The sequence below is a fragment of the Pectobacterium brasiliense genome (genome assembly GCF_013449685.1).
GTDB lineage: Bacteria > Pseudomonadota > Gammaproteobacteria > Enterobacterales > Enterobacteriaceae > Pectobacterium > Pectobacterium brasiliense_A.
The window spans coordinates 1,354-22,334 of record NZ_JACDSF010000003.1; the positions used below are offsets into that span (position 1 = coordinate 1,354).

Genomic DNA, 20,981 nt, shown 5'->3' on the forward strand with positions numbered 1-20,981 from the left:
GCAGGGTAATAATCTCTCCAGTAAGCAAAACAGGCGAAGAAAACGTGGTACGGAGACAGTAATGCAACTTTGTCTCCCACCACGTCATCCGTGCTTACAGGCCATCCCATCGCCGCTGGGTCGCCTGCACCAGTGAGTCTGTGGTGATATCGGCAATGGATTTGGCACCCGTGAGCGTCATCGCCACACGCATCTCTTTTTCGATCAGGTTCAGCAGGTTAACCACACCCGCCTCGCCCGCCGCCGCTAGCGCGTAGACAAACGCGCGCCCGAGCATCACGCCGTCCGCGCCCAGCGCGATCATCCGCACTACGTCCAGCCCAGTACGAATACCGGAATCTGCCAGAATAGTGATATCGCCTTTCACCGCATCGGCGATGGCAGGCAGCGCATGTGCCGTTGACAGCACGCCGTCCAGTTGTCGACCGCCGTGATTGGAGACCACGATGCCGTCTGCACCGAATTTCACCGCTTCTTTGGCATCTTCGGGGTCGAGAATGCCTTTGATGATCATCGGCCCTTTCCACATCTCGCGGATCCACGCCAAATCCTGCCACGAAATAGAGGAATCGAAATTCTCGGCCAGCCAGCCGATATAGTTTTCCAGCGTTGTCGGCGTGCCGCGATAGGCGGAGACGTTCCCCAAATCGTGCGGCTTACCGTTCAGGCCAACGTCCCATGCCCACTGTGGATGGGTAACGGCCTGTAAAATACGACGCGCCGCTGCATTCGGTCCGCTCATACCAGAGTGCGCATCGCGATAGCGCGCACCCGGTGTCGGCATATCCACGGTAAACACCAGCGTCTTCACTCCTGCTGCTTGGGCACGCTCCAGCGCATTACGCATAAAACCACGATCTTTCAACACATAGAGCTGGAACCACATCGGACGATTGATTGCAGGTGCCACTTCCTCAATCGGGCAGACTGAAACCGTGGATAAGGTAAACGGAATCCCTTTCTGCGCCGCCGCACGGGCAGCCTGGACTTCGCCGCGTCGGGCGTACATCCCAGTCAGGCCAACGGGTGCCAACACCACTGGCATCGCCAGCTTTTCGCCGAACAACTGCGTTTCCAGACTCAGGTCGGAGACATTTTTTAAGATACGCTGACGCAGCGCGATATCCGCCAGATCGGCGGTATTACGCCTGAGCGTGTGCTCGCCATATGCACCGCCATCGACGTAGTGGAAAAGAAACGGCGGCAGCTTACGCTGCGCCGCCGCCCGGTAGTCCGTTGAAGCAGAGATGATCATCGTCCTTTCCCATCCTTCTTCTTGTTGGTGCCATTCTTGCGGTCAATAGAATGACCGCGCATGAAATGACCTTTCTAGTGAAGCCACTTTTAGTGAAATTGTCTGTTAGTGAAACTGATTTTAGTGAAATTGAAGGTACGCGACATGCGTTTGCAGGTATTCCTGCAAGCCGTGTTTGCCGTCCGCCCCACCCACACCGGATTTACGCCAACCCGCATGGAAGCCCTGCATCGCCTCAAAGTTCTCGCGGTTGATGTAGGTTTCGCCGAATTTCAGCCCTTTCAGCGCCTTCATTGCGGTGTTGATGTTTTGCGTATAGATCGACGACGTCAGGCCATATTCGCTGTCGTTCGCCATCGCAATTGCCTCTTCCAGCGTGTCGAAGGTCGCGACGGGCAGCACCGGACCAAACACCTCTTCGTGCATGATCGGCATGTCCTGTTTGACGTCCACCAGCAGCGTAGGCGGATAGAAATAGCCCGTGCCGCTTTCGCGCTGGCCGCCGAGCAGCACTTTCGCGCCCTGCGATACCGCTTTCGCCACTTTGTCTTCCACACGCTGTAACGCCGCGGCGCTGATCAGCGGTCCCATATCCAGCGCTTTTTTCTCCGCCGTATTGCCGAAAGTCACCTGTTCCATCGCGGTTTTAATACGGGAGATAAACTCGTCATAAATGCCTTTCTGCACGTAAACACGCTCGGCGCAGTTACACACCTGCCCGCTGTTGATGACGCGGGAACTGACAATCGCTTTCACCGCCAAATCGAGATCGGCATCGTCCATTACGATAGCTGGGGCTTTGCCGCCCAGTTCCAGCGACACTTTGGTGACGTTCTGCGCCGCTGCCGTCATGGTTGCAATGCCCGCTGCCACGCTGCCGGTCAGGCTGACCATGCCGACTTTCGGGTTAGCAGCCAGCTCTTGCCCGACCGTCGGGCCGTAGCCGGTAACAAAATTGATGACGCCTTTCGGCAAACCGATTTTGTGAATGATTTCAGCGAAAATCACCGCATTATTGGGTGTGATCTCGCTCGGTTTGATGACGATAGTATTACCGGTGATCAGCGCCGGTGCTGCTTTACGCGCAATCAGGAAGAAAGGGAAGTTCCACGGCAGAATACCGGTCGTGACGCCAATCGCTTTGCGGAAGACGAAGATGTTTTCGTTTGGGCGGTCGCTCTGAATGATCTCACCTTCGTAACGACGCGCCCACTCCGCCATGTAGTCAAGATAGTCAGCAGTAAACAGCACTTCCGTCTGCGCCAAACCGTGCGTTTTCCCACCTTCCGCAATGATGGTGTCGGTCAGTTCGGCTTCGCGCTCGCGGATACCGTCGGCAATTTTGTGCAGCCAAACGCCGCGTTCAACCGCAGGCAGCGCTTCCCAGCCCGGCTGTGCGGCTTCTGCCGCATCAATCGCTCTCTTCGCATCGTCAGCGGAGCCTTCCGGAATCTGTGAAATAACCTGCTCTGTGGCCGGGTTCACCACATCAATCCACTTCCCGCTTCTGTTTTCAACAAACTCACCGTTGATGTACATACGTTTCTGGGTGATGCTCATGTCAGGCGTCTCCAAAATAGGGTAAGGAAATACAACGCATAAACGAGTTGTTAACGAAACACGTTTTTTTTGTGAAGTTTTGCCATGCTGCGCGTTCTGCGCGACATTTACCTTTTCATGGCTGCCACCTCAGTCTGGCACATGGCAAAAAAGTCATATTGCGCACGCCTGACGTAACACTTTTGCAAAGTATCGGAGATTTTGGATCGCGAGTTTGCCGACTGATACGTGGGAATAAATTTAAACGGTGAAATTGCCTGTTTTGATAGGTACATCCTGATAATAGGGTGTAGTTCAAACTGACACTACCTTGATTGATTTAATGTAAATCACTATGATTAATTTTGAATCGAATTAAATAATTTGGAGTCGGTAAATGAAGCGCAACATGACACAAGCAACCACCAAAGTACTGACCGCACATGTGCCACTACCGATGGCTGAAAAAATTGACCAGATGGCAGTTCGACTTGAACGTTCACGCGGCTGGATCATGAAACAGGCGCTTTCCGCTTGGATCGCCCAAGAGGAGGAACGAGACCGACTTACCCAAGAGGCATTAGCAGACGTGGATGCGGGGCAAGTTATCGATCACCAAGCGGTACAGGCTTGGGTTGACAGTCTTGGCACCGACCAGCAACTGCCGGCGCCGCGTTGATGGAAATTAAGTGGACCAGCAAAGCACTATCAGATTTGGCACGCCTGTATGAATTTCTGGCTCTGGCTAATCAACCTGCTGCGAAACGAGTGATACAGGCGTTAACCCAGTCCCCGAGCACTCTGATCACCAATCCACGCATTGGAGAGCAGTTGTTCCAGTTCGATCCACGCGAGGTTAGGCGGATTTTAGTTGGAGAATACGAGGTTCGTTATGAAATCCTTGATGCGACCATCTACGTACTGCGGCTATGGCATACCAGAGAAAATCGTTGAGATGGAAAGGCTCCGCCTATGACCAATCTCAGGCATTGATAAAAATGGATAACAGGCTATTTTTAGCCATTTCCCATCTTTTTAAGAAAGCGCTGCTGCTCAACCAAAATCGCTTTCAACGTAATACATTGATAATCAATACCGTAATGCGGGGCGACGTCCGCAATAATTTTCGACAATGCGGGATAGTGCCGATGATTCCAGTTAGGGAAAATGTGGTGCGTCAGATGCATGTTGAGCTGCCCCAACCAATAGCCAAGCCAGGCGGGCCGCGTAGCCCAGTCCACCGTGGTGGCAAAGGTGTGCTGATAGCGCCCATGCCGGAATAAGCCGTCTTCCGGTGCCTGATAGAACGTCCCTTTTGCCCAATGCGACCCCAGAATCAGGACAACAAAAATCAGCGACGACAGCATCTGGCTCAGCAAATAAACCAGCAGCAGCGATCCAACGCTAATGATGGTCGGTGACAACAGCCAATAGGGGATCGCCAGCGCCAGCAGGGTATGCAGCGCTTTTGATAGCAGGAACACACCCCAGCCCTTCACGCCCTGAAATGTCATATTGCGCGTCACCTGCGTTTTCCCCGCCCGATCGAGCCAGTCAAAAAACCAGATGATGCAGGGGAAGGTCAGCGACGCCACCATCGGCCAGTAGTAGCGCTGGGCACGCATAAAAAAGCGAAACCGATGGTAGGGCGATTGCCGCAGGACGCCGTTCTCTTCGATATCCAAATCGTAGTGCTGCACGTTGACGTGCGCATGATGAAAAATCACATGCCGCACCCGCCAGCAGTCGGAATCCATACCGAGCGGAATGCTGACGACGATATTGAGCAGGCGATTCGCCCACGGTCGCTGGAAAAAGACGTTATGCGAGGCGTCATGCACCACGTTCACCGCCAGAAACATGGCGGTAAAAATAAAGCCAAAGTAGCAGCCCGCAAAAGCCCACAGCGTCGTCTGCCAGAGGCTGAAACCATAAAACGTCAGGCACAGCGCTACCAGAAACAGCATCTTGCCGATAAATCCGGCATTGGCGAAACGGTGGTCGCCCGTTTCTGCCAGATAGTCATTCGCCGCCTTCATCAACGCCCGATGCAACGCCAGATCGCGGCTTTGTTCATAGCGGAGCGGCTTTAGCGGTGCGGGCATCATCCTTCCTCCCTTCCCTGTTCCACGGCACGTTGCACAGTGCACCGGTCGTTACCTTCACCCATCAATTTTAAAAACCGGCGCTGACTGGCCAGTAACTCACGATAGGTAATACAGCGATAGTTCATGCCATGCTCGGCGGCCACACGCCGTAAGATATCGGCTAACGCAGGATAATGACGATGATGCCATCCCGGAAAAAGATGATGCGTCAGATGTAAGTGCAGCCCTCCCGTCCAGCGCTCAAGCCAGCGCGGCGTCGGCAGCCAGTCACAGGCGGTTGCAAAGTTGTGCTGATACCAGCCCTGAGGCATCGTTTCCGTATCGGTAACGGCATAAAATTCCGCCTCCGCCCAGTGCGTGCCCAGCAGCAAAAATACCACCAGCAACGAGGCCAACATCTGCCCCAACAAATAGCTTAACAGCACGATGCCTGGGCTAATGCCGTGTGCCGCTCCTACCATGATAGGAATCACCAATAACAGCAGGATATGGCCGATTTTACTGCCGATAAAAATCATCCATCCGCGGTAGCCTAACTGTACTGAACGGGCATTGACGGGGGTTTTACCCAAGCGATCGGCCCAATCAAAAATCCAGGCGATATAAGGGAGCGAGAACGCGGCCACCAGCGGCCAGTAAAGGTGCTGATAACGCATGTAGGGACGGTGGCGCTGAAAAGGCGTTTGGCGGAAAACCCCATTCTCTTCCGTATCCAGATCGTAATGTTCCACATTTGGATAGATGTGGTGGAAGTCCACATGACGCAAGCGCCAGTAGTCAGGATCGATGCCTAACGGCAACGTGACGATGCGCCCGACTATGCGGTTGAGCGTTCGATTACGGAAAAACGTATTATGGGAAGCATCATGATTCACGATGATATTCAATAACATCGACAGCATGATGAAAGCAAAATAGCTCAGGAAGAACGCCCATGCCGCCTGCTGCATCAAGCTCAGGGCATAACAGGCGAGGCAGCATAAAAAGAGTATCCCGGCCTTCACAAACTGCCCGCTATCGGCAAAACGATGATCGTGATTAGCGCGGAGATAGGCCGACGTTTCCCGCTGTAATGCCCGATGGAAAGCCTGTTCGCCCTTCGCGGGATACGGTTTGGTGGGAAGCACACTAGACATTTTCAGGCTCCTCGGTCAGAGGGCGTCGGCCCCAGCCGGCTGCCATCGCCAGCCCGTGCAGCGCCAGCATCAGCATCGCAATCTTCCAGTAAAGCGCTTCCCAGCCCAGATAGACAAGAAACACGGCAGGGAATAGCAGCACCACCGCTAGCCAAACATAAATACCCCAGCGCCGCCCTTCAGAAATCCCACCCAGCGCAACCGCACCTGCCACCAGCAGCAGGAAGAGCGCCGCCTGCGACAGATCGGCGGCATCATAGCCGTAGCCATACAGGTAGACGTATCCCACCACCAGCGCAAACAGCAGCATCGCCCCGGCAATCAACACCACCGGCGTACAGTGAAACGTCGCCTGACGCGTACGACGCACCGACAGTTTCAGGTACGACAGAAAAGGCAGGTTACTGGCCCAAAACGGATTATTCGATGGCGTTTCTCTGCCTGCACCGTAGCGGAAAGGCGTGTCGGGCAACTGCGGACAAAAGCTGCCAAACAGTTTGTCCCAAAAAATGAAGGTGCCGCCGAAGTTCTTATCGGCGTACGCACGGTCGTTCACGTGATGTACGCGATGGTGTGCGGGCGTCACCAGCACCTTTTCCAGCCAGCCCAGTTTGGGCGTCATCGCATTATGGTTAAAGAGCTGAACGCTGTAATGCAGAATGGAAACGGTGACGAACACATACAGCGGAACGCCGAGCAGCGCCAGAATCAGGAAGAACGGAATCGAGGTCAGCGAGGAATACCAGGAGTTACGCACGCCCAGCGACAGATTAAAATGTTCACCCTGATGGTGAACCACATGCACCGCCCACAGCACGCCGAAGGTATGGTGCAGGCGGTGTAGCCAATAGAAACCGAAATCCCAGGCGAGTAGCGCGAACAGCCACATCAGCACCGGCGGCCAGGTTTCCACCCAGCCAAAACTGAAATGCGCCGCGACATAGCCATAGCAAAAAATTTCCACGCTGCGAAAAAGCCACAGCATGATGTGCCCTGAGTTCAGGTTGAACACCACATCATGCCAGTTCACTTTCTCGCGCTGCATCCACTGTAAAACCAGCGCTTCGCCAATCACCACAACCAGCATGAAGACAATGGGTAATGCTAAATCGATCATAATGTCATTCCTGCTGGCGCTTATCGTTAGGCAACGGAGTCGGTGGCAACATGGCCTTTCCTACCTCCCGGCTGCGCAGAAAAATCCACCCAGCGATCCCCGCCAGCATCGCGCCCGTCACCAGATCGATGAACAGATGGCGGCGCAATTGCAGGATAGACAGGGCAATCGCCGCACCCCACAGCAGGTACAAGCCCGTTTTCACCTTCTGTTGGCTATCGCTCATCGCCCATACCGCCAGCACCGTTAGTGCAATATGCAGCGACGGCAGGCAATTCTGCGGCGAGTCGATACGCAGCAAAAGCTGTAGCACACGCGTGGAGAGATCGTCACCGACGACCTGCGGATATACCATCGTGGTCGGAAAAATCAGATACACCGCGCCCGCGATCAGCGCGGTAAGCTGCGTTGCGCGGCGTAGCCCCGCCAAACGCGTCATCGGGCAGGATAAGTAAGACAACGGCACGATGATGAAAAACGAGAGATACAGCCAGATCGCCGAAGCGCTAAAAGGAATCCACTCATCAACGAACGACGTCGGCAGCACCGTTCCCCGCCCCTGAAACTGCGCGCTCAGTTGATACACCACCCCGACCGTTCCCCAGCCGAAGAGCAGCGCTTTCAGCCGCAGCAGCCTCGTTTTTTGCGGAAATAGCCTCATGCACGCTCCTTCAGGCGGGTAATCCGTCTGCGCTTTTGCGTAAACGCCGGCGCAATCTCACCGGCGCTTAACTGCCACCGTAGCCGCGATACGTCAATGCCTTGCAACGCAAAGTGCTGCAACAGGCTGTCCCGACAGGCTTCCAGCTCCGGCAGGCTGCACGCGGCGGATAAATGCAGCATCGCGTCTCCCTGCTGCACCAGTCGATAGTCGGCATGCAGCGGCAGCGCATTGGCGATAATCCGGCTACAGAGATCCGCAAACACGGTCTGAGGCTCGCCGTTACTGTTCGGCAGTCTCAGGCTGTCATCGCTGCGCCCTTCAATGCGGGCAATCGCCATCGTCACCCGACCACACGCACAGGGCGTTTTTTGCTTCACCAACACATCGTCCAGCCGATAGCGCACAATCGGCTGCGTGCTGCGGGTGAAATCGGTGATGATGGGCGTAAAGCGCTCGTCATCCAGCCACTGCGGCTCGATGTGAATAAATTCTTCGTTGAGATGCAAGGTGCCGTGTTCGCAGGTCGATGCCAGAAAGCCTTCCGTCGCCTGATACACTTCCCCAACCTGCCCGAAAACCTGCTGGAGCAATTGCTTGTCCTGCGGTTCCAGCACCTCGGCCACGGAAATCACCTTTTTGACCGTCAGCCGCAACTCACCGCGCTGTACCGCCAGCGCCAGTTCGCGCAGCACCTGTGCGGGAGCGACGATAATTGAGGGCGACCACGCTTCCAGTCGCGAAATATGCTCGGAAAACGGCGCAAAGAGATCGTAAAACGACAGGCTGAGCCAGCGGTTATCCACGCTGTGATACAGATTGTTATCCGCCCGCAGGAACAGCGCCACCCGCTCGCCAGCGCGTAGCCCGTCCGGCAGCATTTTCGCCAGCATGCCTCCCGCCCATACCTGCTGTTCGCGTGGGCTGACGGCAAATAACCCGCGCTGCCCAGAGGTGCCGGACGACAGCCCGACGCTGAATCCACTCACCTTCGGCGTGAAGTCGCGATCGTCCTCACTGCGGCGCGCGCAGGCGAGCAGTTCATCCCGCTTAAGCCCGGCGGTGTTCATCCGATCGAATTCGGCCATCATCACGGCTTTATCCATCATCGGCCAGGATGTCATGGGGAGCTGGCAGTAAGGTCGAAAATAGGGGCTGCGAGCCAGCACCCGTCGAGCAAAACGAGAAAGCTGGCGCTGCTGATGGCGCTCAAGCGCCTGACGAGTGGCAAAGGTGAGGCGTCTGGCACGGAAATAGTGCCAGAGCGTCATCAGCGGAATCATAGGTCGCCCTCGTGACACAGCCGAATCTCGATTTGCCCGTTCAGGTGCAACTGGTGCAGTTGGTCCAGCGTGTGGTAATAGGCTTTTGGATCGTCCATCACCAGATTCGCCAATCGCGACGGCCCACGACCTTCGCGATAACTGTGCGGCGACCAGGCAGCATCACTTGCCAGCAACACCCAGCCGTTTTCCGTCAGCACAAATGCGCCGAGGTGTCCGGCAGCATGGCCGGGCAACGGCACCAGCACGATCTCTTTATCGCTACCCGGCAACGCATAGCCTTGCGTAAACGGTGCCAGCTCGGCTGGCAGGTCGGTAAGCGGGAAGTTTTCGACAAACTGGAGCGCCTGCTCAAAATGTTCGGGGATCAGCGCGGGTACAAACGCCCGCTTCAAGGCCGCGAAACCGCGCAGATTCCGCGTCTGCTGCCATCCCAGCGCCGAACAGATAAACGGCACATCGGGGAAATCCCGCAGCCCTGCAATATGGTCGCCGTGAAAATGGGAAATAATCAGACCGTCGATGTCCGCCGGTTGAATCCCCTGCCCGTGTAGCTGGTGAATCAGCGCATCTTTCGTCTCGAAATGCACCGGCGTCATTCTGCGGTATAGCTGAAACAAACCCGATCGCGTGGCATCGGTAAAATGCTGGGCATAGCCGGTGTCCCACAGCCAGCGCTTGCCCTGGCTTTCCAGCATCCAGACGCGTGCCGGAAAACGGCACACTTTCCACCCTGCGCCACGTAGCGCCATGCAGCCGGGATGTAGACAGTACCCGACTTCAAACGTTGAAATAGTAGCCATGCCCGCCATTCCTCTGCTGCGCAAGGTGCGCGTTGAACCAGTTACCCGTTAGCTCGATGCCCTGCTGAAGGGAGAAACGCGGCTGATACCCCAGCTCCTGCTTAGCTTTCTCCGCGCTGAGCGTCATATCGAAATTCACCGCGCCTGCACTGTAGCGCGTCAGCAGCGGCTCTTTCCGGCTAAACCACGAGAACAGCTCCATGCCACCCGCCACCGCGTGCAACAGCGAATACGGCACCGCCCTGACGCGATAGTTCATCCCCAGTTGCCCGGCCAGCAGTTGCTCAAGCATATCTGCAAGGCGGGCAGGTTCATGATTGGTGATGTTATACGCCGAGCCAGACACTAACCCCGTGCGCTGGCTGGCAAGCGCCATCGCTTCTACCACGTTGCCGACAAACGTCAGATCCAGCAGCGCCTCACCGCCGCGCGGGAGCCGCAGCACACCACCGCCCACCGCGATCTGTTCCAGCACTCGCGGCAGAATCACGCGGTCATGGGGGCCAAACAGGCCGCGCGGGCGCAGAATCACATAGGTGGTTTGCGGGTAGCGCAAGGTCAGCGCCTGAAGCCGTTCTTCCGCCAAAAATTTGGTCTGCGCATAATGATTGGCAAAACGCGCCGCGCGGTAACTTTCATCTATATTCAGGTGGTGCTGATAGTCGAAGTAAATCGCGGGCGTGGAGATGTGGACAAAGCGCAGGATACCTAACTGACCGGCAGCGTCGGCCAGCCGTGCTGTCACCTCGGTATTATTCTGATGAAAATCATCATATTGGCCCCACGGCGATGATTTCGCGGCACAGTGCCAGACCATGTCGCAGCCCGCCATCAGCGTTCGAAACTGGTCTACTGAGGTGTCCACCAAATCGATACCGACAAACTGCGCGCCGAGTGCTTCAAGCTGTCGGCCTACCGTGCGATCGCGCCCGCACGCCAGCACCTGATGCCCAGCCTGAAGCAGCCATTCCACCGCATTACGCCCCAGTCCACTGGTCGCGCCCGTGACGAAGACGCTCATGGGATCAATACCATCCCGCCCAGCGTCAACCCAGCGGCCGTACCGACCAGCATCGCGGGTTCACCCTCAGGCAGACGCTGCGTCACGATGGCATGATGCAGCGCCGTCGGAATCGAGGCCGCCACCTGATTACCGTGATAGCGATAAATATCAATCAGCCTTTCGGTCGGGATCGCCAGTCGCTTACGCATGTGTTCCAGCGACAGGTGGCTGGCCTGATGCGGAACCACCGCCGCCATCTGATCCAGCGAATAACCGCTGGCCTCCAGCAGCCGTTGCAGATAGCCTTCAATCAGGGCAGAAGCCTGCCTGAAGAGCCGTTTCCCCTGCATATGGAACAGAAAATCATGCAGTTCCATCCCCGCACGCGGGTTACGCAAGGTGCCGCCAGCGCGGATCTGGCACAGTTCGTTGCCCTTCGGGTAGGTTTCCAGCAGACACGCCGCAATACCGCTGCGCCCATCGCCGCGTTCGACAATCGCACACGCGGCACCATCGCCAAAAATCAGCGACGACTCTTCGTCATCCCAATCGATACCGCGCGAAGCCAGTTCGGTAGACACAATGGCAATGCGTCGATAAGCGCCGGTATTTAACAGACCAGCCGCCACCTGAAGCGCGGAAATAAAGCTGACGCAGCTGCTGTTAATATCGAAACTGGCCGTCCCTTTTGGCAGGGACGACGTTTTTAATAAATGACTGGCGCTATAAGGCAGCGCCTGAATCGGAATCGCGGAAGCAAACAGCAGCAGATCGATGGACGCTGGCGGAATAACACCCCGCGCCAGCGCGTCATTTAACGCCGCCACGCCGAGTTCCGCCTGGCTGGCATGATTGTCCGCATGGTGGCGATAAATAATGCCTGAACGACTTTCGACATAGCCGGCGGGCTTATTGAGCCGCGCATCTAATTCAGCCGACGTCACCCGCTGCGCAGGAAGCGCGCTGCCGGTAGAAATAATCTTTAGCGGAACCAATCCCTTAGTGAATGCGTGACGTTGCATCTTCAATATCAATCCTTTCCAGATTTATTATCGTTTTAGCTGTACCGAGCAGGCTATCACGTACAGTATTTATTCATTCTGTTGCTAAGAATAACGAAATCACCACGAATTGAAATCTTAAGCTGTGCAGTCACTCTATTCCATCCCGACACTTTTTCGCTATTCTCTGTGTATTCGCGATGCTTAATTAAGCCAGAAGTTATACTTATGTCATTGTTTATCAAATCGGTTATTGGCGCGCTGATCGTATTGCTCATCAGCGTCCTGGCAAAAAGCCGAAACTATTATATTGCCGGGCTGGTGCCGCTATTTCCTACATTCGCGCTGATCGCCCATTATATCGTTGGCACCGAACGTGGACTGGAAGCGCTGCGCGCCACCATCCTGTTTGGCATTTGGTCCGTTATTCCTTATCTGGTTTATCTCATCTCACTTTATTACTTTACCGCGTGGATGAAATTGCCACAGGCGCTGCTCGCGGCAGTCGTGTGTTGGAGTGTATCAGCGGCACTGCTGGTCAAAATTTGGGCGTGGTATCAGGGGAATTAGGGGTTGGCAGAAGGGATGGCCACCTCTGCCATAGGCAGGGAATATCAGGCGAAGGCAAAGCCCTCATCTTCCCATCCCGTGATTCCCCCTATCATAATTTTTACCGGACGACCGAGTTGTGCCAGCTTTAATGCCGCCTGATCTGCGCCATTACAGTGTGGTCCCGCGCAATAGACGACAAACCGCGTGTCAGCGGGCCACTCGGCCATACGCTCAGGTGTAATTTCACGGTGCGGCAGATGAATCGCCCCCGGTATATGGCGCGCGCTAAAGTGCTTCGTCGACCCCACCACATGCAGTAACACAAAGTCCTGCTGAGTGTCAGAGAGCGAGCCCGCCACATCCGCACAGTCTGTTTCCACAGACAGACGACGTGAAAAATGGGATAGGGCGATATCAGAAGCAGCAAAGGGATAGTCAGTCACGTAACTCATCGATTTTTCTCACTGATTGGAATGAGACTCGACTATAAAACGGATACATAAAGGCTGGCAGATGGCATTATTGCCATATATCGTCAATATCATGACAAGTTATTGGGGTGAGGAAATCGATGTTCAATCCGCTTGTTGTCGTACTCGCTTATGATGGCTTGTGTACCTTCGAATTTGGTATCGCTGTTGAAGTCTTCGGCCTCCCACGTCCGGAAATGGGTGAAAATTGGTATCAGTTTGCCGTCGCGGGTTTAGACAGTGGTGCGATGCGGGCAACGGGTGGCATCCATGTGGTTGCCGATGGTGGCCTTGAGCTGTTGACACAGGCAGGGACGATTATCATTCCCGGCTGGAAAGGCAGTGATGTGCCTGTCCCCGCCCATCTGGTCGATGCATTACGTCAAGCACATCAGCAGGGTGCCAGACTGCTCTCTATCTGTTCTGGCGTTTTTGTCCTCGCGGCGACAGGCCTGCTTTCCGGGCGACGCGCCACGACGCATTGGCGCTACAGCGACACGTTAAAAATGCAATATCCTGATATCAACGTCGAGCCAGACGTTCTTTATATTGATGAGGGAACCATGCTTACGTCAGCCGGGAGTGCTGCGGGTATCGATCTGGGGCTGCATCTCATCCGTCGGGATTACGGCAGCAAAGCGGCCAATCAAGTGGCTCGCCGATTGGTAGTCGCACCGCATCGGGATGGTGGGCAAGCACAGTATATTGAAAAAGCGGTACCGGTCGACTACGAACGCTCACGTCTCGGGCCGCTTATCGATCATGTCCGCGCCAACCTCGCGGAAGAGTATTCCGTTACGAAACTGGCGGCAATTTCCTGTATGAGTCCACGCACGTTCCTTCGCCGTTTTTCTGCCGCTACGGGTACGACGCCAGCGCGCTGGTTACTGGCAGAACGGCTGAATACCGCGCGCGATTTACTGGAAAACACGCGCTTATCGATCGAGAAAATCGCCGAAACGGTAGGATTCGGTACCGCAGCCTCGTTACGCCATCATTTTCGCCAGCAGCTACAGCTCACGCCCTCAACTTATCGGTTGCGTTTCGGGCAGAGAACCAATCATATCCCAGATAATCTTGCCGCTAAGAGAGGATAAAATCATGACAAAAACGACGTACCCCGGCACAGTTTATCGCCCCATTCTCTCCGCGCAGGAAGCCGAACGCTTCACGCTCCCACACTATTTCACGCTGCGTGGGCACGATGTTCAGACAGAAGCTGACGTTTGGCAGCCCGCACCGATTGAGGTCGATCCGGCGACGCCCTGGGTTGTCGGGCCGCACGTGGGGGTGGATGGTGCAACGCACGCTCATGTTCAACAGGCGGTGAACGCCGCGCTGCGGGCGCAACAAGGTCGGGCGCGGATTGAGATTAAACTGCTGCCGGGCACCTATACCGGCACGGTCTACATCCCCGCTGATGCGCCACCGCTCACGCTATGTGGGGCGGGAGAAAAACCGGATGACGTCGTGATTCAACTCGCGCTGGATTCGATGTTTTCACCGGCAACCTACCGGGAAACGGTGAACCCACACGATGAATATCAGCCCGGCGATCCTGCCTGGTATATGTACGATCTCTGTGCATCAAAACAAAACGCCACGATTGATACCATTTGTGCCGCCGTGGTCTGGTCGCAAAGCGACAATTTCCAGATGAAGAACCTGACGGTGGTGAATACCTTGCTGGATTCCGTAGATAATCGCGCCCATCAGGCCGTGGCGCTGCGCACCGACGGCGACAAGGTTCAGCTTGAAAAGGTCCGCCTCATCGGTCGTCAGGATACGTTTTTCGTCAATACCAGCAACCTGCAGAATGAGTACGTCACGGACCGCTACAGCCGGGCCTACATTACAGACAGTTACATTGAGGGTGATGTCGATTACGTTTTTGGGCGCGCGACCGCGGTATTCGAACGCGTCCACTTTCATACGGTTTCCAGCCGTGGAGCGAAAGATATTCACGTCTTCGCACCTGACAGCATGCCGTGGGTGCAATACGGCTTTCTGGCAGTGGCGTGTCGTTTCACGGGAGACGAAGGCTTCAATGGAGGAAAAAAGGCCAAACTGGGGCGTGCCTGGGATCAGGGAGCAAGGCAGACGGGATATCAGCCGAGTCAGACGGCAAACGGTCAGTTAGTGATTCGCGACAGCACGATTGACGCTAGCTATGACAGAGAACGGCCGTGGGGAGCTGCGGCAACCACCGCACGGCCCTTTGCGGGTAACGCGGATTCAGCACGCCATCTCAACGATGTGCATTTCAATCGGCTGTGGGAATACCATAATATCGACGAGGCGTGAGGTACAACGAAAGGGATAGCATGATACGAAAAGCACATGTTGCTTATAGAAGAAAACTAATGTGGTTGAGGTCTGATAGGCCTGTAAAACGATACAGGCCATAGAAGGGAAAAGTTATTTTACTATTGATAAATCTTGCTTAATTCGCATTCCCTGATGTTAGCGAATCATCACGCTTATCCTGAGCGGTGTTTGTTTCTTTTGCTTTACGCCCTTAGTATCGTCATTAGATTGTATGTTTTTTCACGCCCCCATAACAATTAGACTTAGGTACAGGTGTAGGTATATACTTTTCCGTCACACGGATGTTGATTCTTCAGACCGAGGTCATGAGATGTCGCCATTATTCTCCAACAGCGAAATAATAAGCAGGGTAATCAAATGTCATTTTAATGAAAACTTGGATCACTATGATGGCATCAAATTCTCATTTATGGTTCTCAATAAAAAGAACCCCTCTGAGATGATCATCATTTCCAGTTATCCCGATGAATGGGTTGACCTATATAAGGAGAACAAATACCAACACATTGATCCTGTGGTTCTTGCTTCATTCAATAAAATATCGCCCTTCTCTTGGGATAAAAGCCTGGTTATTAACACGAAACTACAGCTTGCCAAGATATTCGATCTCTCTAAAAAATATAATATTATCAACGGGTATACTTTTGTACTTCACGATCATGGAGACAATCTTTCCATGTTATCGATTATTGTGGATAGCTCATATCCAGATGATGTTGACGTATTCATTGAAGAAAAAAAAGACACCTTTCAGATGCTATTAATTGAAGCATATGAAAAAATCATCTCCCTTTGTAGAGATATGGTTGAAAGCAAAAAAAAACCAGATAATAAAGAGATATTCTCTCAGAGAGAAAATGAAATTCTTTACTGGGCTAGCATGGGTAAAACCTATCTGGAAGTTGCGATTATTCTCGGTATCAAAACCAGCACAGTAAAATTTCATATTGGCAACGTTGTGAAAAAACTTGGGGTTCTTAACGCCAAGCATGCTATCAGGCTCGGCGTTGAGTTACAGCTTATCAAGCCAGTGCAATAGCACCCGGTACTCGCAGAGGCCACTGCTTCAGTTCATTGCTCATGAATGTCCCACTGCGGTTAATACGACGAGCCAACGCTTCCTGATTCTCATCATCAACCGGAAGAAAAACCAAATACACTCTTTCTTCCTTTTCTGACAAACCTTGTTCAACCACGCGAATTCCCCAGCCAGATCGTTTTAATATCGTCAGCATAGGGTGGCTTACTATTGTATATATTCCATCATAACCTTTATCCCTTGAATAATTAATCATCGAAAGAAACAACATCGAACTAATCGGATATTCGTTACCGAGAATATCTTTCGCTCGTGATTTATCGACAAAGAACCGACTAGATTCAAGATAATTTCCATCAGGAATATTGATCTCCTTGAAGTAAGGGAAAAATGTTCCAGTAATCATGTTAGGGTATTTTGTTTCGATAAACCTCAAACTACAGATAACGGTGTTATCTTTTATGCCAAAAAGATAAGTCGTATTATTATTATCATACTGATCAAATTCCATTCCATCAGTACATTGCACGGCCCAATTCAGTCGATCTTTAAACGTCTCTTTTCTTAGGGTAAATAGCTCTTCTGATTTTTTTTCTGACAACAAGGTGTGATTTACATCAAATATCTCTAACATTTTTCCTCCATTGAAAAGTTAATACATAATCTCAAAAAACGATACGCCATCCCACAGCTCCTTCGCTTTCAGATTATTATCTCGGTTTATTGTCATTGTATTCTGTCGCTTTCTACGACGGTTGTACAGATGCAACCTGCATTGTCAGCAAGAGTTCACACATGAAAAAATACAGCGAGAAGAACAAATCTAAACATATGATAAACGGATAAAAAAAATCCGGAAGCGAGAGACGATTCCGGATTTTGATATTATCCAATCTGGGCGTTATTTCTCTGTTTTATCCTGCAGTTGTCCTACCTGCGGCAGACCCGTACTGGCGGAGGAAGAGAGCAAACCCGTTTCAGCATAATTAAACAGTTTTTCACGCGTATCCGTGATATCCAGATTGCGCATGGTCAACTGGCCGATACGGTCATCTGGCGAGAAGACCGAGTCGCCTTTCTCCATGGTCAGACGCTCTGGCTTATAGGTCAGATTGTCAGACACAGTGTTCATGATGGAGTAATCATTACCACGACGCAGCTCCAGCGTCACCTCGCCAGTGATGGCGCTGGCGATCCAACGCTGAGAAGCATCACGCAGCATCAGTGCCTGAGAATCGAACCAGCGCCCCTGATACAAGAAACGACCCAACTGACGGCCATTGGCGTGGTATTGCTCGATGGTGTCTTCGTTGTGGATACCGGTAACCAGACGCTCATAGGCAATGTGCAGCAGTGCCATTCCCGGCGCTTCATAGATGCCGCGGCTTTTCGCTTCAATGATACGGTTTTCGATCTGATCGCTCATGCCCAGGCCGTGACGACCGCCGATGCGGTTCGCTTCCAGCATCAGTTCAACGTCATCGGCAAAGGTCTTGCCGTTCAACGAAACCGGGTGACCGAGTTCAAAACGGATGGTCACTTCTTCTGCTGGTACTTTGACGTTCTCGTCCCAGAACTTCACGCCCATAATCGGGTTAACGATTTTGACGCTGGAATTCAGGAATTCCAGGTCCTTCGCTTCATGCGTCGCACCCAGAATGTTGGAATCGGTGGAATAGGCTTTCTCGGCCGACATTTTATAGCCGAACCCTGCCTGTGACATAAACTCGGACATCTCCTGACGGCCGCCCAGCTCATCAATGAAATCGGTATCCAGCCACGGCTTGTAAATCTTCAGTTCAGCATTGGTCAGCAGGCCGTAACGATAGAAACGCTCAATATCGTTGCCTTTATAGGTGCTGCCGTCGCCCCAAATGTTTACGCCGTCTTCTTTCATTGCAGCAACCAGCATCGTACCGGTAACCGCACGACCCAGCGGCGTGGTGTTGAAATAGGTCACGCCCGCCGTCGTGTTGTGGAATGCGCCACACTGAATCGCAGCGATACCTTCAGCAACCAGTTGCTTACGGCAATCGATCAGGCGAGCATTTTCTGCGCCGTATTCCATAGCCCGACGTGGGATTTCCTCGTAGTCATCCTCGTCTGGCTGCCCCAGGTTCGCGGTATACGCATAAGGAACCGCGCCTTTTTGACGCATCCAAAGCAGTGCAGCGCTGGTATCCAGACCACCCGAGAACGCAATACCAATACGCTGACCAACCGGAAGATGCTTGAGAATCGTTGTCATATATATATCCCTGCTCGAAAGATCTCTGGAGATAAGCTGAGTCGCCCACACCATTATGTTACGCCATACACTCATGAGCGCTCGGACCCTGTGCACATCCTGCATCAAACGGGCCGGTCGATGACCAACATCGACATACTCACAAATGCATATTTATGCAAAATAAATGAGTGATAATTTAAACATCTTTTTGGCGGGACAGGAAGAGAAGAGTCATACTTTCATGCAAAAAAATTCGTGGCCAATTCACGACCAAGTTAGCAAGTATAGCGCTATCTTCTCTTCAGGCTAAGCAGGAAAAATCGTTTACGAGACCCACCCGACATTAATAAAACACCATTTCATTTTGGCGATATTTCTTTGCTATTCTCTTGCGGTTAACACCTTCCCTTGCATATTGCTGGAGATGCTATGTCTAAGAAAGTCGCCGTTCTGCTGGCTCCTGGGTTTGAAGAAGCAGAAGCGATTATGGTGATTGATGTACTGCACCGTATGAAGATAGAAGTCACTATGCTGTCATGCTATGACAGACTGGAGCTGCACAGTTATCACAATATTCGCATGTTTGCCGATGCTCTGCTGGAAAGAAATCAGGACACGCTGTTTGATGCCGTAGTTATTCCTGGCGGCCCACAGGGAACAGTAAATCTGGCCGCAAACCCGATGGTCGTCGAGTTTATTCGTCGCCACGACGACGCGGGAAAACTGATTTGCCCACTGTGCTCCGCCGCCGCCCGCGTGCTGGGTGGTAACAAACTGCTGAAAGGCCGCCGCTACGTTTGCTCCGGGAATTTATGGCAGGACGTGACCGATGGCGTTTATGTTGACGAGAAAGTCGTGGAAGACGGCAATCTGATCAGCGGCAAAGGGCTGGGAGTCACATTCGACTTTGCCTTTACCCTCGCCAGCCGTCTGACCGGTGACAAAGAAAACGCTAACTTCCAGGTTGAGCACATCGATTACGATTACTGGCGCGTGCCAGCGTAACTGTTCACCAACCTAATGATAAGGCGCGCACCGTCGCGCCTTCCTGCGTGACCTTCTTTTATGAACTAATGCCGATCGTTTAAGAATCGAGATACCGAGGGCTACCACGGTGCAAGGTATCCCTGCGGGAACCTCATCACCGTGTTTCCCCCTAAATCCACGCTTAAGTGAACAACATGACTTTTATTAATAGTCTCAATAACCTTCTCCATAACGCTCGCGGTACTCTTTCGGCGTGATGTCATACCCTTTCTTAAAGACGGCATAAAAATAGGGCAGCGAAGGATAGCCACACATCAACGAGATCTCACCAATCGAGAGCGAGGTCGATATCAGCAAGCTACGCGCCCGATCCAACTTCTCCTCATGAATCATGCCGTGAATGGTCTGGCCGACTTCGTCTTTGAAGCGTTTTTCCAGATTCGAGCGGGAAATCCCTACCGCATCCAGCACCTGCTCAACCTTAATCCCTTTGCAAGCGTGGTAGCGAATAAAGTGCATCGCCTGAATAACGGCAGGATCGTGCACAGAGCGATAATCCGTTGAGCGACGTTCAACCACCCGAACCGGCGGCACCAAAATACGTTGCAGCGGCACATCGGCCTGATTCAACAGCAGTTGGTGCAGCAGTTTCGCTGCGCGATACCCCATTTGCCGCGTACCCTGCGCCACTGACGAGAGCGCGACACGTGAAAGGTAGCGAATCAGATCTTCGTTATCGATCCCGATGACGCACAGCTTTTCCGGTACGGCAATATTCAGGTGTTCGCAGACCTGCAACAGATGACGCGCGCGGGAATCCGTCACCGCAATAATACCCGTCTGCGGCGGTAACCCCTGCACCCAGTCAGCCAGCCGATTTTGCGCGTATTGCCAGTTATCCGGCGAGGTTTCCATTCCCTGATACACCACGCCCTGATACTTTTCTGCCGCAACCAGCTGCCGGAAAGCGTGCTCCCGTTCCTGCGCCCAGCCTTTCCCGCCCGATGCCGGCAAGCCATAAAAAGCAAAGCGGTTCAGCCCTTTCTCTTTGAGGTGCATAAACGCGCTTTCCACCAGTGCATAATTATCTGTCGCGATATAATGCACGGGCGGATAATCCTCGGGCTGATGGTAGGAACCGCCCACCCCGACCAGCGGCACGTTTACATCCTGTAGTAGCCGCTTGATCTCGCCATCGTCAAAATCGGCAATCACGCCGTCGCCCAGCCACTCTTTGATGTTATCAATGCGGCAGCGGAAATCCTCTTCGATGAAGATGTCCCAGTCGCACTGGGAAGCCTGTAAATACTCGCCAACGCCTTCAACCACCTGACGGTCATACACTTTATTGGCGTTGAACAGCAGCGTGATGCGATAGCGTTTTTCAAACATGGCAGTTGGCGCTCATTAATCGCAAGTTCCTTGAATAAAGTCTTCTTCCTTGAATAGCACAGCGCCCCAAGAGGCCA

Annotated in this window: 21 protein-coding genes; 7 read left to right on the forward strand and 14 right to left on the reverse strand. The window is 53.2% G+C overall.

The features are described 5' to 3' along the window. Nucleotides 1-94: 94 nt before the first annotated feature. Nucleotides 95-1,255: an FMN-dependent L-lactate dehydrogenase LldD gene (gene lldD / locus H0248_RS01150; protein ID WP_180784359.1), complete on the reverse strand. Its 1,161-nt coding sequence runs from the start codon at nt 1,253-1,255 to the stop codon at nt 95-97. Between the two features lie 120 nt (nt 1,256-1,375). Next, entirely contained in the window at nt 1,376-2,815 is a 1,440-nt protein-coding gene (gene aldA, locus H0248_RS01155; RefSeq protein ID WP_100017814.1) for an aldehyde dehydrogenase, read from the reverse strand. Nucleotides 2,816-3,191: 376 nt separating this feature from the next. On the opposite strand from aldA, the gene H0248_RS01160 reads away from it, so the two are divergent. Both H0248_RS01160 and H0248_RS01165 read left to right on the forward strand, forming a co-directional pair. After that, nucleotides 3,192-3,473, forward strand: coding sequence for a CopG family ribbon-helix-helix protein (locus H0248_RS01160; protein ID WP_180784360.1), 282 nt, complete (start codon nt 3,192-3,194; stop codon nt 3,471-3,473). Next, a complete protein-coding gene (locus H0248_RS01165) occupies nt 3,473-3,748 on the forward strand; it encodes a type II toxin-antitoxin system RelE/ParE family toxin (RefSeq protein ID WP_180784361.1) in 276 nt (91 codons plus the stop codon). The genes H0248_RS01160 and H0248_RS01165 overlap by 1 nt, the downstream gene beginning before the upstream one ends. Before the next feature lie 62 nt (nt 3,749-3,810). Here H0248_RS01165 and H0248_RS01170 read toward each other — a convergent pair whose 3' ends face one another. Genes H0248_RS01170 through H0248_RS01205 form a run of 8 tightly spaced genes read right to left on the reverse strand, consistent with a single transcriptional unit; the run spans nt 3,811 to nt 11,927 of the window. After that, complete coding sequence (locus H0248_RS01170) at nt 3,811-4,899, reverse strand: fatty acid desaturase family protein (protein WP_180784429.1); 1,089 nt, start codon at nt 4,897-4,899, stop codon at nt 3,811-3,813. Continuing rightward, a complete protein-coding gene (locus H0248_RS01175) occupies nt 4,899-6,038 on the reverse strand; it encodes a fatty acid desaturase family protein (RefSeq protein WP_180784362.1) in 1,140 nt (379 codons plus the stop codon). The genes H0248_RS01170 and H0248_RS01175 overlap by 1 nt, the downstream gene beginning before the upstream one ends. Then, nucleotides 6,031-7,155, reverse strand: a complete 1,125-nt coding sequence (locus tag H0248_RS01180; RefSeq protein ID WP_180784363.1) for a sterol desaturase family protein — start codon at nt 7,153-7,155, stop codon at nt 6,031-6,033. The genes H0248_RS01175 and H0248_RS01180 overlap by 8 nt, the downstream gene beginning before the upstream one ends. A 4-nt stretch (nt 7,156-7,159) precedes the next feature. Next, entirely contained in the window at nt 7,160-7,816 is a 657-nt protein-coding gene (locus tag H0248_RS01185) for a phosphatase PAP2 family protein (RefSeq protein ID WP_180784364.1), read from the reverse strand. Beyond that, nucleotides 7,813-9,099, reverse strand: coding sequence for a F390 synthetase-related protein (locus tag H0248_RS01190; RefSeq protein ID WP_180784365.1), 1,287 nt, complete (start codon nt 9,097-9,099; stop codon nt 7,813-7,815). Before H0248_RS01190 ends, H0248_RS01185 begins: the two co-directional genes overlap by 4 nt. Next, nucleotides 9,096-9,902 (reverse strand): MBL fold metallo-hydrolase, encoded by an 807-nt coding sequence (locus tag H0248_RS01195; RefSeq protein WP_180784366.1) that lies wholly within the window; start codon nt 9,900-9,902, stop codon nt 9,096-9,098. The genes H0248_RS01190 and H0248_RS01195 overlap by 4 nt, the downstream gene beginning before the upstream one ends. Beyond that, entirely contained in the window at nt 9,880-10,923 is a 1,044-nt protein-coding gene (locus H0248_RS01200; protein ID WP_180784367.1) for an NAD-dependent epimerase/dehydratase family protein, read from the reverse strand. Before H0248_RS01200 ends, H0248_RS01195 begins: the two co-directional genes overlap by 23 nt. Then, entirely contained in the window at nt 10,920-11,927 is a 1,008-nt protein-coding gene (locus H0248_RS01205) for a ketoacyl-ACP synthase III (protein ID WP_180784368.1), read from the reverse strand. The genes H0248_RS01200 and H0248_RS01205 overlap by 4 nt, the downstream gene beginning before the upstream one ends. Before the next feature lie 207 nt (nt 11,928-12,134). Between H0248_RS01205 and H0248_RS01210 the strand changes: the two genes are divergently transcribed. Further along, on the forward strand, nt 12,135-12,476 hold the full coding sequence (locus H0248_RS01210) for a GlpM family protein (protein ID WP_180784369.1): 342 nt from the start codon (nt 12,135-12,137) through the stop codon (nt 12,474-12,476). Nucleotides 12,477-12,520: 44 nt separating this feature from the next. On the opposite strand, the gene H0248_RS01215 is transcribed toward H0248_RS01210, so the two are convergent. After that, nucleotides 12,521-12,910, reverse strand: coding sequence for a rhodanese-like domain-containing protein (locus tag H0248_RS01215; RefSeq protein WP_180784370.1), 390 nt, complete (start codon nt 12,908-12,910; stop codon nt 12,521-12,523). A 119-nt stretch (nt 12,911-13,029) separates the two neighbouring features. Between H0248_RS01215 and ftrA the strand changes: the two genes are divergently transcribed. The 3 genes from ftrA to H0248_RS01230 all read left to right on the forward strand — a co-directional run bounded on the left by ftrA (nt 13,030) and on the right by H0248_RS01230 (nt 16,295). After that, on the forward strand, nt 13,030-14,025 hold the full coding sequence (gene ftrA, locus H0248_RS01220; protein WP_180784371.1) for a transcriptional regulator FtrA: 996 nt from the start codon (nt 13,030-13,032) through the stop codon (nt 14,023-14,025). Between the two features lie 4 nt (nt 14,026-14,029). Further along, the gene (gene pemB, locus H0248_RS01225; RefSeq protein ID WP_180784372.1) at nt 14,030-15,232 is read left to right on the forward strand and encodes a pectinesterase PemB; all 1,203 of its coding nucleotides are present in this window, start codon (nt 14,030-14,032) and stop codon (nt 15,230-15,232) included. Nucleotides 15,233-15,566: 334 nt separating this feature from the next. Then, complete coding sequence (locus H0248_RS01230; protein WP_180784373.1) at nt 15,567-16,295, forward strand: LuxR family transcriptional regulator; 729 nt, start codon at nt 15,567-15,569, stop codon at nt 16,293-16,295. Here the strand turns inward: H0248_RS01230 and carI are convergent. Continuing rightward, on the reverse strand, nt 16,279-16,929 hold the full coding sequence (gene carI / locus H0248_RS01235) for an acyl-homoserine-lactone synthase CarI (protein WP_116156306.1): 651 nt from the start codon (nt 16,927-16,929) through the stop codon (nt 16,279-16,281). The two genes, H0248_RS01230 and carI, sit on opposite strands and share 17 nt — an antisense overlap. A gap of 267 nt (nt 16,930-17,196) precedes the next feature. Continuing rightward, nucleotides 17,197-18,543: an argininosuccinate synthase gene (gene argG / locus H0248_RS01240; RefSeq protein WP_180784374.1), complete on the reverse strand. Its 1,347-nt coding sequence runs from the start codon at nt 18,541-18,543 to the stop codon at nt 17,197-17,199. 411 nt (nt 18,544-18,954) lie between these two features. Between argG and H0248_RS01245 the strand changes: the two genes are divergently transcribed. Continuing rightward, complete coding sequence (locus H0248_RS01245) at nt 18,955-19,530, forward strand: DJ-1/PfpI family protein (protein ID WP_010284196.1); 576 nt, start codon at nt 18,955-18,957, stop codon at nt 19,528-19,530. Between the two features lie 195 nt (nt 19,531-19,725). Here the strand turns inward: H0248_RS01245 and xylR are convergent, their stop codons facing one another. Beyond that, the gene (xylR, locus tag H0248_RS01250; protein ID WP_180784375.1) at nt 19,726-20,904 is read right to left on the reverse strand and encodes a D-xylose utilization transcriptional activator XylR; all 1,179 of its coding nucleotides are present in this window, start codon (nt 20,902-20,904) and stop codon (nt 19,726-19,728) included. Between the last annotated feature and the right edge of the window lie 77 nt (nt 20,905-20,981).